Source organism: Moritella sp. JT01 (genome assembly GCF_001574435.1).
GTDB lineage: Bacteria > Pseudomonadota > Gammaproteobacteria > Enterobacterales > Moritellaceae > Moritella.
On record NZ_LOCN01000007.1, the window covers coordinates 390,833 to 407,233 of the forward strand.

A 16,401-nucleotide genomic window follows, 5' to 3' on the forward strand; every position below is an offset into this window, starting at 1 on the left:
AACACAGTTCTAAAAAATAGCCATAAATGGCTAATAAACAGCGCTAAAACAGTTATAAAACCTATCAAAAATAAAAAACAACACAGAATGGAAACAAAACCCTTCCCACAAGCCACTTAATTAGCTTTATAAGAAACGATCTAAGTGCAACTCAAACTAATATCAGCTGAATTTTAAATGGTGCTTTAAAAGCCTTTTAGGATAATTTAATGAAGTATTATATATTTAAGGTAAGTATGAAAAACAAACAAACGAACAAAAAAAGACCTGTTAGTATAAACTAACAGGTCTTTTACTTTAAGCTCAGTGAGCTATCGAAATTACTTATAAGGATTAACCGTTAATTAACCTAGCGGCATCTGCATCTAAAAACCATTCAGTTTTACCCTGGCTGGCTTTTACTTGTGCCGCAGGGTATACAAGTGCGGCATCATCATTATCATGAATTTGCTTGATCACTTGTGCTTTACCTTCACCCATCACTAAATAGCTAATACGCTTTGCATTTGCTAACAGACGTGCCGTTTTAGAGATACGATACTGTCCTGATTCTGGGTGCTGCGCAATAATTGCAATATTTTGATCATTATAATCAGTTTGGCCTGGGAATAATGATGCAGTATGTCCATCACCCCCCATGCCAAGCAAGATCCAATCAAAACAAGGCAGTCCATTATTCGCTGGAATACATGCTTTCATTTCTTGTGCAAAACGAACAACTTCTTGCTCTGGTGCATCTTCACCTAAAATACGGTGAATATTCTCTGTAGGTAATGCAACTTGAGAAAATAATAACGTTTGAGCTTCACCAAAGTTACTTTCAGCATCATCAGGTGCTACGCAACGTTCGTCACCCCACCAGAAGTGCAAGTTACCCCATTCAATACTTGTAGCAAAAGGAGCCTTTGCTAGTACTTTGAATAGAAGTTTTGGTGTACTGCCGCCTGATAACGAGATATGCACAGGCTTATTTTGTTTACTGTATTCGACGAGCGAATTAGCTAATGACTCAACAACTTGTTGAGGTGTTTCAAAAGTACGATAATCCATCATAGTTCCACTTCTAAAGTTTAAATTAATTAATCACTTCTTCGCTAGAAAAGCGCCACTCACGGCCATCTTTCTCTAACATTTCATCTGCTCGGTTCGGACCCCAAGTACCACACTTATAACCAAATAAAGATTTCACTTCTTTTTTGTAGTCTAAGATTGGTTGCACGTATTCCCAGCATGCTTTAACTGCATCGGAACGAGCAAATAAAGTCGCATCGCCTTTCATACAATCCAGTAGCAAACGCTCATAAGCCGTTAATAAATTATTTTCTTCCAGGCTGTTATAATTAAAGCTCATCGATACCTGTTGCGCAGTAAAACCTGCACCCGGTTTTTTCAAACCGAAATCCATTTGAATCGATTCATTTGGTTGAATACGTAAGATCAACTTATTCTCTGGGGCATTTTGACCAAACACTGGATGTGGGGTTTTCTTAAAGTGAACAACAATTTCAGTTAGACGTTCTGGCATACGTTTACCGGTACGTACATAGAAAGGCACACCGTTCCAACGCCAGTTATCAATCATCATCTTCATGCCTACATACGTAGGTGTGCGAGAATCTTCATCAACGTCATTTTCACTACGGTAACCTGGCAATTCTTCGCCATTTACAACACTCTTTGTGTACTGCCCTAATACGAGGTTATCACGTAAGTCTTGTTCTTCAAGGGGACGTAAGCTTTGGATCACTTTAACTACTTCGTTACGCATTGCATCGGCGTTAATGACCGCAGGAGGTTCCATCGCAACAAGTGCTAACACTTGCAACAAGTGGTTTTGCAGCATGTCTCGAACCGCGCCAGAATGATCATAATAGCCACCTCGCTCTTCAACACCTAAACTCTCTGCTGCAGTAATTTCCACATAATCAATAAAACTACGGTTCCACAGTGGTTCAAATAAACCATTTGAAAAGCGGAATACTAATAGATTCTGTACTGTTTCTTTACCTAGATAATGATCAATACGGTAAACCTGACGTTCACGGAAACAAGTATGTAGATGTTCATCTAACTCGTTTGCTGACTTAAGATCATAACCAAACGGCTTCTCAACGATTAATCGTTTCCAACCGTTACGGTCTTTATTCAATTTATGTTGAGCTAAATTAGATGAAATTGATGCGTATAGGCTTGGTGGCGTAGCCATGTAATAAATAGCATTACCAACCGTATTATGCGTCTCAGATAATGTTTCTAAGCGTTCTTTAAAGGCTATATAGCTATTAGCATCTGTCATATCCATCGATATATAATACAAATGTTGACAGAAATCTTCAGCTTGCTGCTGAGAGACGCCTTCACTTTTGATTAAATCATTAGTTACTTTTTCACGAAATGAATCATCCGTGAATGCTGTTTTACTCGCACCCAAAATAGAAAAATCTTCAGGTAACAGTTCATTGACATAAAGGTGATAAAGCGCGGGAAGTAACTTTCGTTTTGTTAAATCACCCGAAGCACCAAAAATGACGATACTGTTATTCTCAGGTTTTACCATGGTTTTATTTCCTAAAGATTTTATCGAAAAGATTAGAATATATCGCTCTAGCTAGTTTGCATTGCGCGTAGATAACAGACTAGGGCGCGGCATTATCACTCAAAATGACGAAAAACTAAAATGGTTTCAGCAATATATTATATAAATACCTAATAATGAGTATTCAAGTAAAAGTCTATCTCAAATAAAACCCTAAATCACTTTCGAATGAAACGAAAAAACGAAAGTTTAGAAAGTCAGGACGCAGCGTTAAATGTTAAACATAGTGCGATTTACCTACGTTACAAACAAGGGTTCACTATTCTTGGCATTCTCCGACAAGTTTAATGTCTACAGATGTGATAATGTCTTCGTTATACCTCGCCCTATAAGATAACGTGCAATCTGTCGATTCAAGTTTATTCATCTTGACCCAAGAATAACTTTTATTTTCATTTTTACAGGTATAACTGGCATCGATAGAGTCCACTTCAATGCCTTCGACAAGGGGGCGTGTCGTTAAACCTAAAATATGGCATATTTCTGTTGGATAGAGTAATTGACCTGACACCTGATAGCTTTTATGGGTATCGTATTGAACAAAGGTTAGTCCATTTGGAAGCGTTTGTTTTCGCGAATCAATATTTGAGGCTGTTTTTAAATTATCGACCGCATTATTCAACTTGCCACGCATATCATTAAGCACTGCAATCTTAGCTTCTCGGTGTGTCTTTGTATATTCAGGTATGGCGAACATAGCGAGGATAGAAAGAATTACAATCACAAACGTTAATTCAATCAATGAAAAGCCCATTTTATCTTTCATTTTTATGTAAAACCTTAATTAATATCAGTTAACAGGGCAATATTAACATACATGAAAATGATAAGGGTGTATAAATCAAACTAATTAATCCATCATTTTAATATATGTTACATGAGTATTTGATACTATAACTAAATCGAGATATCTTACGTTATTGACCTTAAACATTTGATGCTGGAACCTATTCATGAGCGCTAACCGCCCTGCTGTTTTCTATTCATTCCGACGTTGCCCATATGCAATGAGAGCACGACTAGCTATTCGTTATAGCCAAGTTGAAGTAGAGCTAAGAGAAGTGGTTTTAAAAGATAAACCAACAAGCTTGTTAGCTTATTCTCCAAAAGGAACAGTGCCTGTTCTTGTCACCAACGACAAACAGATTATTGATGAAAGTCGCGATATTATGCAGTGGGCGCTATCACAAAACGACAGTAATAATTGGCTTCGTAAGAATCTGCCCCAATTACAAAAGCAGATCACCTCACTGATCGATGAAAACGATAACGAATTTAAAGCAATTTTAGACAAATATAAATACGCGGATCGCCATCCAGAATATACTGAAGCAGTGTATCGCGAACAAGGCTGCCATTTCCTGAATCAATTAGAGCTCCTGCTAACATTGCACAGTAACCTTATTGACGAAGAAATTAGCCTGGCTGACATTGCCATTTTTCCTTTCATCCGCCAATTCGCAAGTGTGGACAAAGATTGGTTTTCACAGTCCCCCTACCCTAAATTACGCACATGGTTAACACGACACACAAGCTCACCTCTGTTTACTGATATTATGTACAAATATCCACAATGGTCAGCTGGCGATAAAGCCGTGTATTTTGCATCAGCAAGTTAGACCTACAAAAAAGCCAGAGCTACCTAAGTAGTCTGGCTCTAAAATTATAATCAATGCGACTATGATACAGCTAGCATACGGCGTGCAGCATCAACTACAACTTTAATTGATGATGTTTCTACCGCTTTCATCGCAGCCTGATCCGGGATCTCTTTTTGAGTACGGTTAATGATAACACCAGCAACACAACCTGCTCTTAAACCTTGACTTGCACACATAGTAAAAAGCGTTGCCGATTCCATTTCAAAGTTCAGAACACCCATTTCTTGCCACTCTTGCATTGAACCTTGGAAACGACGAGTAACACGACCCGAGAATGTGTCATAGCGTTCTTGGCCTGGATAGAAAGTATCACTTGATGCGGTTACGCCCATGTGCACTTTAATGCCTTCTGCATCAACAGCAGCTTTCATTTCTGTTGCAACAGCAAAGTCAGCAACAGCAGGATATTCCATTGGCGCAAAGTGTGAACTTGCACCATCAAGGCGTACTGATGCAGTCGTCACAATCATATCACCAACATTAATGTGTTCTTGAATTGCGCCAGTAGTACCCACTCGTAAGAATGTAGTAACGCCTAACTGAGCAAGCTCTTCAACGGCGATCGATGTAGAAGGACCGCCAATACCAGTCGAACATACGACAACTTTCTTACCTTCTAGCTCTGCTAAATAAACAGTGTATTCACGATGACTTGCTAAAAATTGTGGGTTTTCCATTTGCAGTGCGATCTTTTCGACACGAGCTGGATCACCTGGAATGATTGCCAATTCAGCACCTTTTAAATCTAATTTGTTGATACCAAGGTGAAAAACATTTGCAGTAGTCATAACATATTCCTTAAAACCGGAGAAAACCATTATAATAAAAATGATATAACGATATTAAAATAACGGTAAAAATAAGACGTAATCATAATGCAGCGAGAGCACCCATAAAGTGATAATTGTCACATGTTTAATACATATAATAGTTATGCTTAATGGGTGCTCGATTTATAAACAACACACTGGTTAGCTTCAAGTGAAAGCAACAAAAAACCAGAATCACTATGACCAAACTTGCCCCATGCTCCTAAGCTTGTTATAACATAGTTGTTATTTTCTATTTCATGGTATTCCTTACCTATGCTAAAAATTGCCACCTTTAATCTTTTTAATTACATTGAACCACCGTTTGCCTGTTATGATTTTGATCGAATCTATGACGAGCAACAATGGCAGAAAAAGCAAAAGTGGATACGTGATTATCTTGCCGAACATCAGCCTGATGTCATCGGTTTTCAAGAAGTATTTAGCCCTGATTCTTTAAAAGCATTAATGGCGGAATGTGATTACCCCTATTTTGAAGTGGTCGATAGCGCCGATATTATCGAAGACTATATTTTTCGCAGCCCTGTAGTCGCTATCGCATCACGCTACCCGATAACAGATATCGCAGCAGTCATGCCCGAGAGTGATCTTGCCGTCAGTATGGGATTATCATCAGAGTATCAATTTAGCCGTAAACCACTGCGCGCCAGTATTGAATTGCCACACCTTGGCACAACGGATTGCTATGTTGTGCATTTTAAATCTAAACGGCCAATGCTAGAAAGTGAAGATAATGAACTGGCGACAACCAAAGCTGTGCTCGATGCTTTTACCAAACAAATGTGCGGAAGTTGGGGATCATCGATACAACGCGGTTCAGAAGCTGCTTTACTATTTCAACAAATGATCCAACGTCGACTAGCGACTAACAATCCAATGATGTTAATGGGTGACTTTAACGACGTATTAGATAATGACCGCGATGGAATATTATCGCACCTAACTATGAATACCTTACGTTTCAATTCAGATCCACAAGCACAAGATATTGTTAAACTATTTAGCTTACAAGACAGTTGGCATTTATATCAGCATGCCACAAATGGCTCGGTCGCCAGCTGTACGCCAGTCCCCCGTCCCGCGACACATTACTTTTACAACAAAGGCTCGGTATTAGATTACATCTTACTGTCGTGTGAGTTTAATGCAGAATATCAGCGAAGCCTTTATGAAGTCAGCGATTACCACACGTATGATCGCCACCTGATTAACCCTATCTATGAGCGTGATAGCGAAAGTACCGACCATGCAGTTGTACAAATCAATTTGCAATTGAGAAATTAACACTTACATAAAGCGATTTAATCATTCTGTAATTAAATTACATATTATGCTTGCGTTAGCCCAATTCTATCTTATAATGCGCCAATCTATTCGAGGGAGTAGTCGCTTCACGCAAGTGAGGGAGTACATCAACATAACTGACCCGCAGGTCGTGGTGTATTCAATCTAGTTCGAGATTAATAATCCGAAACTAAGTTTGATGAGACTTGAACAAGTAAACACCTACTTTCGAGGGCAGGGTGTCGCTTGTTTATGTCTAAATGCCCTCGTACGAGAACCCTATGTCTTTATTATTACCCATCATCGCAGTGTTAGTTGGCTTCATTTTACTTACCGTAAGTGCCGACCGTCTTATCTTAGTATCATCAACATTAGCCAAACAGTTTGGTGTTTCAGTCATGTTTATTGGTATGACCGTCATTGCCTTTGGTACTTCATTCCCAGAATTAGTCGTAAGCGCAATTGCGTCATTTAATGGTGCAGAAGGTCTTGCTGTCGGTAATGCTATCGGATCTAACATCATTAACTGTGGTTTAGTACTAGCGCTTTGTGCCTTATTTATGCCGCTTGTTATTCAAGTACGCTTCATTAAACGCGAATTACCGATTCTAGTTGTCGCACTTATTGCTGTAATTGCGTTAATGTCAAATGGCTCAATTACGATGTGGGACAGTCTTATCCTGATCCTATTACTTGCACTGTACTGTGTATACCTCGCTAAATCGTCATCGGACGAAGATGTTGAGAACGAGCTAGAGTTTTTAGATGTAAGCCAAAATCGAGCATTAGTTGAAACTATCGCCATGCTGTTCATGCTATTAATCAGCTCACAAATCATGGTTTGGGGTAGTGTACAACTTGCGCAAGCGATGGGTGTTAGCGACTTGTTGATTGGTCTAACAATTGTTGCATTTGGTACGAGCTTACCCGAACTAGCCGCTGCTATCGCAGGTGTTCGCCGTGGTATGCCTGAAATTGCATTCGCGACTGTCATTGGTTCAAACACCTTTAACCTATTAGGCGTATTAGCATTCCCAGGGTTAATTGGTGATGGATTGCAACTGCCAGCAGAAGTCTTAACGCGTGATATACCAATGTTATCTATCATGACAGCATTCATGGTTATCTCATTTACCATGACTTATATAGCGGTGACTAAACGTCGCTCGGCTTTGACACCAGAACAACAAACTGATGAGGCTATCGCAGCAGACAGTAAACTGAACTACCGTTTTGGTCGCCTTTCAGGTGCTGTGTTGTTAATTATGTTTATTGGGTATAGCTGGGTACTATTTACAGCTTAAGGCTATTTACAGCTTAGCATGATGTAATACATCAAGTGCTTACTTGATGTATTACACGAATACCCCTGTCGATACTGCTTGGCAACAAAGCAATTATCCCGCAAAATAAGGCGATTAACGATTATAATAAGGAATGCTATATGAGTGAATGGCTTATCGCTAACGGTAATACACTTCGTGCCAGCGCTTTTATCGGCTTGCTTATCTTATTAGCAATTAGCGAACACTATCAACCAAAGCGCCCTTTGACGGTATCTAAGTCACAACGCTGGGGAAATAACCTCGCGATTGTACTTGTTAATAATTTGGTGCTTAAATTATTCGTCCCTTTTCTCGCCATTGATGCCGCAATTTTTGCCGAGCAACAGCAATGGGGACTATCTTCGTTAGCCAGTTTGGGAAGCTCAACAAATCAAATGTTGATCATTATGGTCTCGATCATGCTCCTTGATGCCGCCATCTATTTCCAACACAAAATATTCCATCATATCCCTGTATTGTGGCGTTTACACCGAATGCATCACAGTGATTTAGATATTGATGTCACCACAGCTATTCGCTTTCACCCCATAGAAATTGTTTTATCTATGCTAATTAAGATTGCCGTTATTATTGCACTCGGTGTACCCGTGATAGCGGTTGTGTTATTTGAAATGTTGCTCAATCTGACGGCCATGTTTAATCACAGTAATATTAGGCTGCCTGCTAAGATTGACCGCTACATACGCTACATTTTAGTTACGCCTGATATGCACCGCGTTCATCATTCTGTAAATGGACACGAAACCAATCATAATTTTGGTTTTTGTCTACCGTGGTGGGATCATCTGTTTGGCAGTTATCAAGCACAACCCAAATTAGGCCATCAGCAAATGCAGATCGGTTTACCTTATTTTCGAGACCCGAAAGAATGTCAGGTGCAGCGGATGCTAACCCAGCCGTTCAGAAACAAATAAACGATATTAAATAATATTAATGACAACATTTAAAGGTACTAATTACGTGACTCATTCTACAAACACTTCAACAACACCTGCGATTTCTAACGATGAAGCACGTAAACTCAGTCGTAAAGTGACTGCTGATATCGCAACCAAACAGCTCGATGAGATCTTTATCGACAATAACGTCTCTATTGATATTCAAATAGCCGTGACAGAATACCAAGGCAAAGAGCCTGTACAATACTTGGAAATATTAACCGCTCACCTACGCCCTGCTTATTTACGTGTTATCACCGAGTCATTGCAAACACAAAATTTAGCGGCTTTAGATTCCAATAGTCACTATCTCAAACTCAGTAAAACACACAAAAACATGCTTGAAACGTTGAAACAACAAGATAAATATAAGCAGCTCAATGATACGCAACTTATTGAAATGGCATTATTAACTTTATTAAGAAGTTAGAAAGGTAAAACGAAAAGCCCTGCCTCATCGTTACGATAATACAGGGCAAAACGGTTAACTTATGGACACGCTGTTTCTAATATATTCGCCGTTAATGTCGGACGAATACGTAAAAAAGACATATCTGTAACATAAGTCGCGACTTGTTCTGCACACCAAGTCCCCGCCTGTTTTTTATCTAGGATTGGCGTATCACTAGTGAAACAACTTGCTAACTCTTCATCACGGTTGGAAGTGATTACGAATGTGCTGGTTGAAGTTACCTGGCAGGCAATATATTCAGGCTGTTCTATCACAGGGGCGAATACTTCAACGCTCTGTATAACACTATTCTCAATACCTTCTTCTGAAGTCACTGTTAAGCCGATTGTATATATACCCGCATCGTTAAATATGAACGTCGGGTTAGCTGTACTCGATGCGCCTAAGCTATCGAAGTCCCATACATAACTGGTAATGGGACTTGTTTCATTTGCTGCGTCAGCGGTAAAGTTAACCGTCAGACTTGGTGATGCCTCTAGTGCATCAGAAGTAAAGCTTACCGTAGGTATGGTCGGCTCTACGGCAGGATCATAAGCAGTAATCTCTTTGCTATGACTTGCTGTTGTACCATCACTGCCCGTTACATCGAGTCTTACCGTATAAGTACCACCCGCAGCATAAAGATGGGTAGGTGAAGCAAGTGCTGATGACGCGCTATCGCCAAAACCCCACAAATAATCAGTAATGCTGCCATTATCAACACTGGTTAAATCTGTAAAGGTGACGTCTAAATCATTCACTGCAGCACTGAAATCTGCTTGTGGATTAACAGGGTCTATTACATTATCCGATACGGTTACAGTATAACTCGCTGTACTCGTTTTATTGCCAAGTTCAGAAGTAACGTTTAATGTTACATCGTAACTACCTGATGCCGAGAACGTATGAACAGGTGAAGGTAATGTTGATGTATTACCGGGTGCAGCATCACCAAAGTTCCAACTGTAGCTGTCAATCGAATCGTTGGTAACCGCGGCGTTATTAGTAAACGTTACCGTTAAGCCTTCAGGACTATACGTAAAGTCAGCGGTTGGAACACTTGGGATTTTAGCCACAGTGACATCACGAATCACACTAGCTGAGCCTCCGTCTTCAGTCGTTATAGTAAGTAGCACACTATAAGTGTCTGCAGTTGCATAGGTATAAACGGGATTGATATCAAAGCTATTGACTGAATCATCACCGAAATCCCACAAATAGCTGTCTATTGGACTGTCAGCACTGGTCGATGTATTAGTAAAGGTAACCTTTAGATTGTCTTTTACCGTAGAAAAATCAGCATTGATTACTGCAGAGCTCTGCTCTTTAGTGTCATCAGACTCGCCAAAACAACCAGATAATGCACCGAGTGTCATTATGAATAATAGTTTTTTCATTATTCAGTCTCCCTAATAGTTACAAATACAGGGCAAGTAACTTCTTCGTCATAAGCGGCAGCAGGAACAGCTACTTGCACCTTTTTAGGAAAACCTAAAACCGGTGAGCACGGCATAATGTAATTACTATCAACGAGCTGAACAACCTCACCATCTACAGTGATCTCAACAGCGCCATCTGTAGCATTAATCACACCCAACACATTTTTATCATAACTCGCAGAGCTAACTTGAAGTTGTGCGACAGCAAGACTACTGGCACCCATCAAGGTCACGGCAAGAAGTAACTTCTTCAACATGGTAAATATCCTTATTTAATTTTGACGATGAATAATCCTTATTCACCCGCAGAAAGGTTAACATTTAAGATTAAAAAAAAAGTGCCAACAGTAAATGGATAGTATGAGAACGATAAATCAAGAAGTATGAGAGATGAGACGTTTGAATGGCAATACAAGCAGATACAGTGCGGTATTAGCTTCTACCCCATATGAACTTAAGTAGTAACGGCTGGATGTTATAAATTTGAATAGTAAGTTAAAAACGTGACAGACAGCATACGATGTGAATAAGAATGCCGGCGATAATGCCGGCATTCACAAATAAATAGAACGATTACTTCAATAATCATCTCGATCACAACAGGCAAGTTGTAAATCGAGACAGTAGGCACTAACTATTTATTTGACGTACTTGTTGTAAGTATTTAATCCAGCCTTTCGCACTTGCAGATGGGACTATATGCTGGGCTAACTTCGCATGGCTAATCGCACGATCAAATTGCGCAAGTTTGTAGTAAGCTCTCACTTTGGCGAGTTCAATTGCCGCTTGCTTATTTTTACTTCGACCCTGCTTAATTTGATGGTGATTTAACTCTGCCAATGCAGCCTTATAACTCCCCTGCTGTAATAACAATTGCGCTAATGGCCAGCGATATTCTGCAGTATCATCTGTAGACAAGTTAATCACATCACGCCATGTACTAATGGCCTTGTTCCACTCTTTCGCCATCTGCCAATATTGCGCTTGCTCAGCTAACATTTTTTGTCGTTTATCATTGTCAGTTATATCTTTTACTAACAAATCTAATTCGCGCGCGGCCTGTTCAGGAATACCTTGCTGTGCATATAGCTGCGCCAGAGTACGACGCGCTTGCACACTTAATGCAAGCCCTTGGCGCTGCGCTAAAATCAATGTTGTTAATGCCGCTTGAGGCTGTGAAATACGCAGTTGCAAACCAGCTAACTGCTGCCACCACAATAACTTATCGGGTTCAACAGCAATAATACGATCTAATGTATCAATCGCAGCAGGCCACCGTTGCAATTGTGATTGCGCCGTCAACTGTAGATTTAGCGCTTGAACTTGGTCACCTTGCGTATTTATTCCTTCATATGACCCCACCGCACTGAGTACCTTGTCCCATTCACGGAGCTGATAATGGATTTGCGCGATACGTAACCACAACTCGGTAAATTCTTTTGTCTTAATATTTGATGTTTTTTTGTTGCGTTTCGTTACCGCTTTATGACTCTGTTTGTCATTGTCTACAGCCGTATTAACAAGCACACCATCGTTCAGCATATAACTATTCACAAGAACATAGTAATGCGGCAAGGCTTGTTGGTACTTTTGCTGACTCAGTAAGATATCCGCCACCATTCGTTGCGTCATCCAAGTCTGCTCTATCGGTAATAACTGACTTTCAACGGCCAATGATAAGTTCTTTACCGCTTGGTCGGTATTTTCTTGCTGCCAATGAAATATGCCTAACACACGTTGTACAAAGGCTTGGTCGTAGGCTTGTCTCGGGGTGAGTTCAGTTAACAACTCAATTGCATCTGTATAGCGTTCTTGCTGCTGTAACGCTTGCGCGGCTTGGATTTTACCCGCAATGAACTGTGTTAACTGTGGCGGATTAGCATAGGCAGATGATGCGAACAAACACATCAGGGCGAACAACCAACTGCTTTTTAGCTTATTTAAATCAGCTTTATATTCTTTATAAATCATCGCTCTAATTTAAACTCCAAGGTGACCGTCTGATTAACTTGCATGATCGCTTTCCCCTCTTCCAACTTGGGTTGGTACTTCCATTTTCGTAATGCTTTCAGTGCCGATTTTTCAAATAAACGTCTTGGTTTCGCATCCATTACTTTGATATCGATAGGACGACCCAGTGTATCGATGGTAAATGACAGTTTAACCCACCCCTGTGCGCCTTGTTTCATGGCGCGTGATGGGTAACGCGGTTCAACACGATACAAAGGCATCGCTTGCTGATTCGCACTAAAAGCTCCAATCGCTGGCAAGCCAACTTCGACACCAATACCTGCCATATCAATACCAAGTACAGGCATATCAGGTAATGCCAGCGCTTTAGCCTCTGCATTCGCAACGGGTATACTGTCTGTGGGTGGCGGTGCATTTTTAGGTTGTTCAGGTAACGCACGTTGACGGCGGTTAACATCACGCTCTTGCTCGACCATAACAATGTCGAACGCTTGTGCAGTCGATTCTTCAGGTTTACCTGAATGGCCATTATCCACCATCCACGCCATTACGGTGAACAACGCTAATGTCATCGCTAAAGCCAGCGGTACAGCCAGTAAAAAACGTAACATTAAGACTTCTCCACCGCCAATGCGATACCGCTCACACCCGCACCATTCGCCGCATCCATCACTTTAACAACAGTACCATTGAAGGCATGTTCATCGGCTTGGATAACTAAAGAGGCATCAGGTTGAGACAGTAATAAGTGTTCTAATGTTGCCTGTACACGCTCAACATCTACCATACGTTTATCAATATAAATGTCGTTATTAGACGTAATGGCAATAAAGATACCGGCACCCGCTTGGCTAACCACATGATTGGCCTGCGGGCGGTTAACTTCAACGCCTGATTCACGGACGAATGAACTTGTTACGATAAAAAATATCAGCATGATAAACACGATATCTAACATAGATGTCATATCAATTTGTGCATCTTCACGCGCGGCTGAACGACGATTAAATCTCATATTCATTCCTTAATAGATAGTCTTAATAATTTTTCTAATCTGCTATAGCGTGTATCACAAGCTTTAGTTAAACGAGCATGAGCAAACATACCTGCAAGTGCTGCAACCATGCCCGCCATTGTTGGCAAGGTCGCTAACGAAATCCCTGCTGCCATTAACTTAGGTTCACTGCTACCTAATGTCGCCATAACATCAAATACACTGATCATGCCCGTCACTGTGCCTAACAACCCTAACATAGGGCAAATAGCCACCAGCACTTTCAAAAAGCTGAGGTTTTGCTGTAATGCTTGCTGCGCCTGTAACAACCAACCACCACGAATGGCTTGAGCATGCCATGAATCTTGCTCTGAACGTGCTTGCCAGCGTGTTAATAAGTCACGTTGTAACGCAGGGAAATAGCAATACAAATACAACAACCGTTCCATCACGCAAAACCAACACAACATAACAACAGCGGCAAGCCAATACAGTATTGGTCCCCCCTGTTGCATAAATTGATTGACGCTTTCAAGCCAATCAACTGACGTTATATCAAAGTGCATCGCTTAGCCTACTTGCTGTGTAAGAGGAGTCACGTTTGTATCATTAACGGCTGAAACAGCTAATTTTTCAGCTTCTTCTGCAACTAAGCTAATACCCTGTTTTTCTAAAATGTCGCGAATATTATCGGCTTGCGTACTCAGTATGTTATGCGCAATTAATAACGGCATTGCAGCAACTAAACCTAATACAGTCGTGATCAGCGCCATTGAAATACCACCGGCCATCACTTTTGGATCGCCATTACCAAACTGCGTGATCACTTGGAACGTTTCAATCATGCCCGTGACGGTTCCCAGTAGACCCAGCATAGGTGCAAGCGCAGCCAGTAATTTCAGCATCGACAAACCTTTCTCTAGACCTTGCTGCTCATCGACCACGACTTCCATCAAGCGCAGTTCTAACGCTTCAGTACTGTTATGCAATGCCGACTTAGCATTACTGTCTACGTATACTTGTAGAATACGACCTAATGGGTTGTCACCGATCAGACTTGAGTTCGCTAGTTGTTGTTTGATTTGACGACGTGTAACGACTAATTTCATGCCTTGTACAATCGCAATCAATAAACCAACCACAAGTAATGATATGATCACGTAACCCACTGTGCCGCCATTTTCTAAGCGGTCTTTTAAGGTAGGGGTATTTTCTAATTGCGCTAGCATCACACCGCGTGATGGGTCCAATACAACAACATTACCGATTGTATCAGCATTGATAAGATCTGCCGCAACAGGGCCTTTCCCTGGCTGCTTTAGATAAGCGGTCGCGGTTTTCTTCTCACCATTCCAAGCGAGATAACCTTGTTCACCCACTAGCCCGAAACTACCGAGGCGAACGGCTTGTTTATCTGCTAATTGCCCTGCACCATCAATCACAGCAACATTCACCGTTTTGATTTCACCACTTGCTTTAATTTGTTCTGATAACGCAGACCACAGTCCCGTTAGCTGCAACATTGAAGGTAAGGTTTTTGCTGCAACCACATCCGCCACAATTGGTGCAAACGTAGCACTATCAATCGCGGTTACTGCAGTACTAATTTCGCTATTTAACTGTTTTGCTGATTGACGTACAACACCAAATAATTCACCTAAACTACCGGTTTCTAAACGTAAACGTGTTTCTCGCTTCGCTAACGTTTCTTCGTTACGTGTAAACTGCTGACTTAACGTTTCTGTTTCGCTTTGCAGCTGACGTTGTTGCGCTAATAACGCCTGACGTTGCTGTTTAATTTCTTGTTCTGTTAATTTAAAGCCTGCTTCACGTTGTTTTAACGCTTTTGTAAGCTGTTTATTATCTTGTTTTGTGTCGCTTAACAATGTTGCACTGACTACATCAGCCTCATTACTCACAACCGTATTATTAACGGCCATAGACTGTGCACTAAAGGTTAATGCGCCAAACACCAATGCTTGCGTTAACAGTGACTTCGCTTGATTCATTGCAATATATGTTTTCATTGGGCATTACCTACACGTTGCGCAGTGGTCACAGGAAGAGATATTAAGCTTGGTGCAATTTGCTTATTGCCCATTTTGAAGGCTTTGTCGATATCGTTTGTTTGTTCAGAAATAGGGACCCATTCCTGACGTTGATCATGCCACTGCCAATAACGTTGGCTATCTAAACTGCGCGCAACAAATGCAATACGGCCAAGGTGCAATAGATCAACGGTGATCGTGTTATTTGATGAAGCAAGCGTAATTTCGCTTTGGTACACACCCAACTTAGTCCCATAGTCGATTTCGATTTGGTACGCTTCTAAAATACGGCGATATTTCTCTGCATCGCTGACATTCGCCTGACACATCATCGCGTTTAATTTTGCTAATCGCGCTAGGCGTTGTTCTTTTTTAATTGGCTTGCCGGTATTGATGATGTCATCTAAACCAGCCAACATTTTGTACATCAAAGGTACTATGCCTTGGCGAGTCGTTTTAATACCTTGCAGTTGTTCGTCTAAGCTATTTAACTCTTGGTTTTGATTATTTACTAATTTAGCAAGATGATCGCGATATACAGCTAAGTTGTCGACTTCTTCTTGCAGACGCTCTATTTCTGCTTGCATGCTTAAAGTACGGTCTGCGCTATTATCAATTTTATATTGGCTACTAGCCGCCGTTTTATTCATTTTTTGAGTCAGTGCTTGTGCATGTTCAATCGCTTGCGCACTATCATTAGCTTGCGCAAACACGAAAGGACTAAACGTAGCACTGCTCAGTGCAGCCACGAGAACGAGAGAGTAAGATTTATTTAAAAGCATAATTAATCAACATTCGAGTTTAAATTTAAAAGGAATAAAACCACAAAAAGCAATAACCGAC

17 protein-coding genes are annotated in these 16,401 nt (G+C 40.8%); 5 read left to right on the top strand and 12 right to left on the bottom strand.

All coding sequences use genetic code 11. The features are described 5' to 3' along the window. Window positions 1-333 precede the first annotated feature (333 nt). The 3 genes from pgl to AKG98_RS08405 all read right to left on the bottom strand — a co-directional run bounded on the left by pgl (window position 334) and on the right by AKG98_RS08405 (window position 3,362). Window positions 334-1,053: a 6-phosphogluconolactonase gene (gene pgl / locus AKG98_RS08395; protein WP_067044140.1), complete on the bottom strand. Its 720-nt coding sequence runs from the start codon at window positions 1,051-1,053 to the stop codon at window positions 334-336. 22 nt (window positions 1,054-1,075) lie between these two features. Continuing rightward, window positions 1,076-2,557: a glucose-6-phosphate dehydrogenase gene (zwf, locus tag AKG98_RS08400; RefSeq protein ID WP_067044143.1), complete on the bottom strand. Its 1,482-nt coding sequence runs from the start codon at window positions 2,555-2,557 to the stop codon at window positions 1,076-1,078. Between the two features lie 298 nt (window positions 2,558-2,855). Next, a complete protein-coding gene (locus AKG98_RS08405; protein WP_067044145.1) occupies window positions 2,856-3,362 on the bottom strand; it encodes a type II secretion system protein in 507 nt (168 codons plus the stop codon). Between the two features lie 187 nt (window positions 3,363-3,549). Between AKG98_RS08405 and AKG98_RS08410 the strand changes: the two genes are divergently transcribed. Then, window positions 3,550-4,215, top strand: a complete 666-nt coding sequence (locus tag AKG98_RS08410) for a glutathione S-transferase (RefSeq protein WP_067044149.1) — start codon at window positions 3,550-3,552, stop codon at window positions 4,213-4,215. A 59-nt stretch (window positions 4,216-4,274) separates the two neighbouring features. Here the strand turns inward: AKG98_RS08410 and udp are convergent, their stop codons facing one another. Further along, window positions 4,275-5,045, bottom strand: coding sequence for a uridine phosphorylase (udp, locus tag AKG98_RS08415; protein ID WP_067044152.1), 771 nt, complete (start codon window positions 5,043-5,045; stop codon window positions 4,275-4,277). A gap of 297 nt (window positions 5,046-5,342) precedes the next feature. Between udp and AKG98_RS08420 the strand changes: the two genes are divergently transcribed. From AKG98_RS08420 to AKG98_RS08435, 4 genes are all read left to right on the top strand, one after another. Beyond that, window positions 5,343-6,371 carry an endonuclease/exonuclease/phosphatase family protein gene (locus AKG98_RS08420; protein WP_067044155.1) on the top strand — a complete coding sequence of 343 codons (1,029 nt, stop codon included), beginning with the start codon at window positions 5,343-5,345 and terminating at the stop codon, window positions 6,369-6,371. Window positions 6,372-6,652: 281 nt separating this feature from the next. After that, window positions 6,653-7,675, top strand: coding sequence for a calcium/sodium antiporter (locus tag AKG98_RS08425; protein WP_067044158.1), 1,023 nt, complete (start codon window positions 6,653-6,655; stop codon window positions 7,673-7,675). Window positions 7,676-7,815: 140 nt separating this feature from the next. Continuing rightward, window positions 7,816-8,631 carry a sterol desaturase family protein gene (locus AKG98_RS08430; RefSeq protein ID WP_067044161.1) on the top strand — a complete coding sequence of 272 codons (816 nt, stop codon included), beginning with the start codon at window positions 7,816-7,818 and terminating at the stop codon, window positions 8,629-8,631. A 46-nt stretch (window positions 8,632-8,677) separates the two neighbouring features. Beyond that, a complete protein-coding gene (locus AKG98_RS08435) occupies window positions 8,678-9,085 on the top strand; it encodes a hypothetical protein (RefSeq protein ID WP_067044163.1) in 408 nt (135 codons plus the stop codon). 59 nt (window positions 9,086-9,144) lie between these two features. Here the strand turns inward: AKG98_RS08435 and AKG98_RS08440 are convergent, their stop codons facing one another. The 8 genes from AKG98_RS08440 to AKG98_RS08475 form a co-directional block, all read right to left on the bottom strand. Further along, window positions 9,145-10,503 (bottom strand): PKD domain-containing protein, encoded by a 1,359-nt coding sequence (locus AKG98_RS08440; protein WP_067044166.1) that lies wholly within the window; start codon window positions 10,501-10,503, stop codon window positions 9,145-9,147. Continuing rightward, on the bottom strand, window positions 10,503-10,802 hold the full coding sequence (locus AKG98_RS08445) for a hypothetical protein (RefSeq protein ID WP_067044169.1): 300 nt from the start codon (window positions 10,800-10,802) through the stop codon (window positions 10,503-10,505). The genes AKG98_RS08440 and AKG98_RS08445 overlap by 1 nt, the downstream gene beginning before the upstream one ends. 373 nt (window positions 10,803-11,175) lie before the next feature. Beyond that, entirely contained in the window at window positions 11,176-12,516 is a 1,341-nt protein-coding gene (locus tag AKG98_RS08450) for a lipopolysaccharide assembly protein LapB (RefSeq protein ID WP_067044171.1), read from the bottom strand. Further along, window positions 12,513-13,127: an energy transducer TonB gene (locus AKG98_RS08455; protein WP_067044174.1), complete on the bottom strand. Its 615-nt coding sequence runs from the start codon at window positions 13,125-13,127 to the stop codon at window positions 12,513-12,515. Before AKG98_RS08455 ends, AKG98_RS08450 begins: the two co-directional genes overlap by 4 nt. Then, window positions 13,127-13,531, bottom strand: a complete 405-nt coding sequence (locus AKG98_RS08460; protein WP_067044177.1) for a biopolymer transporter ExbD — start codon at window positions 13,529-13,531, stop codon at window positions 13,127-13,129. Before AKG98_RS08460 ends, AKG98_RS08455 begins: the two co-directional genes overlap by 1 nt. A gap of 2 nt (window positions 13,532-13,533) precedes the next feature. Further along, window positions 13,534-14,076 (bottom strand): MotA/TolQ/ExbB proton channel family protein, encoded by a 543-nt coding sequence (locus tag AKG98_RS08465; RefSeq protein ID WP_067044179.1) that lies wholly within the window; start codon window positions 14,074-14,076, stop codon window positions 13,534-13,536. A 3-nt stretch (window positions 14,077-14,079) separates the two neighbouring features. Further along, on the bottom strand, window positions 14,080-15,537 hold the full coding sequence (locus AKG98_RS08470) for a MotA/TolQ/ExbB proton channel family protein (protein ID WP_157534091.1): 1,458 nt from the start codon (window positions 15,535-15,537) through the stop codon (window positions 14,080-14,082). Continuing rightward, window positions 15,534-16,340, bottom strand: coding sequence for a DUF3450 domain-containing protein (locus AKG98_RS08475; protein WP_067044182.1), 807 nt, complete (start codon window positions 16,338-16,340; stop codon window positions 15,534-15,536). Before AKG98_RS08475 ends, AKG98_RS08470 begins: the two co-directional genes overlap by 4 nt. Window positions 16,341-16,401 lie beyond the last annotated feature (61 nt).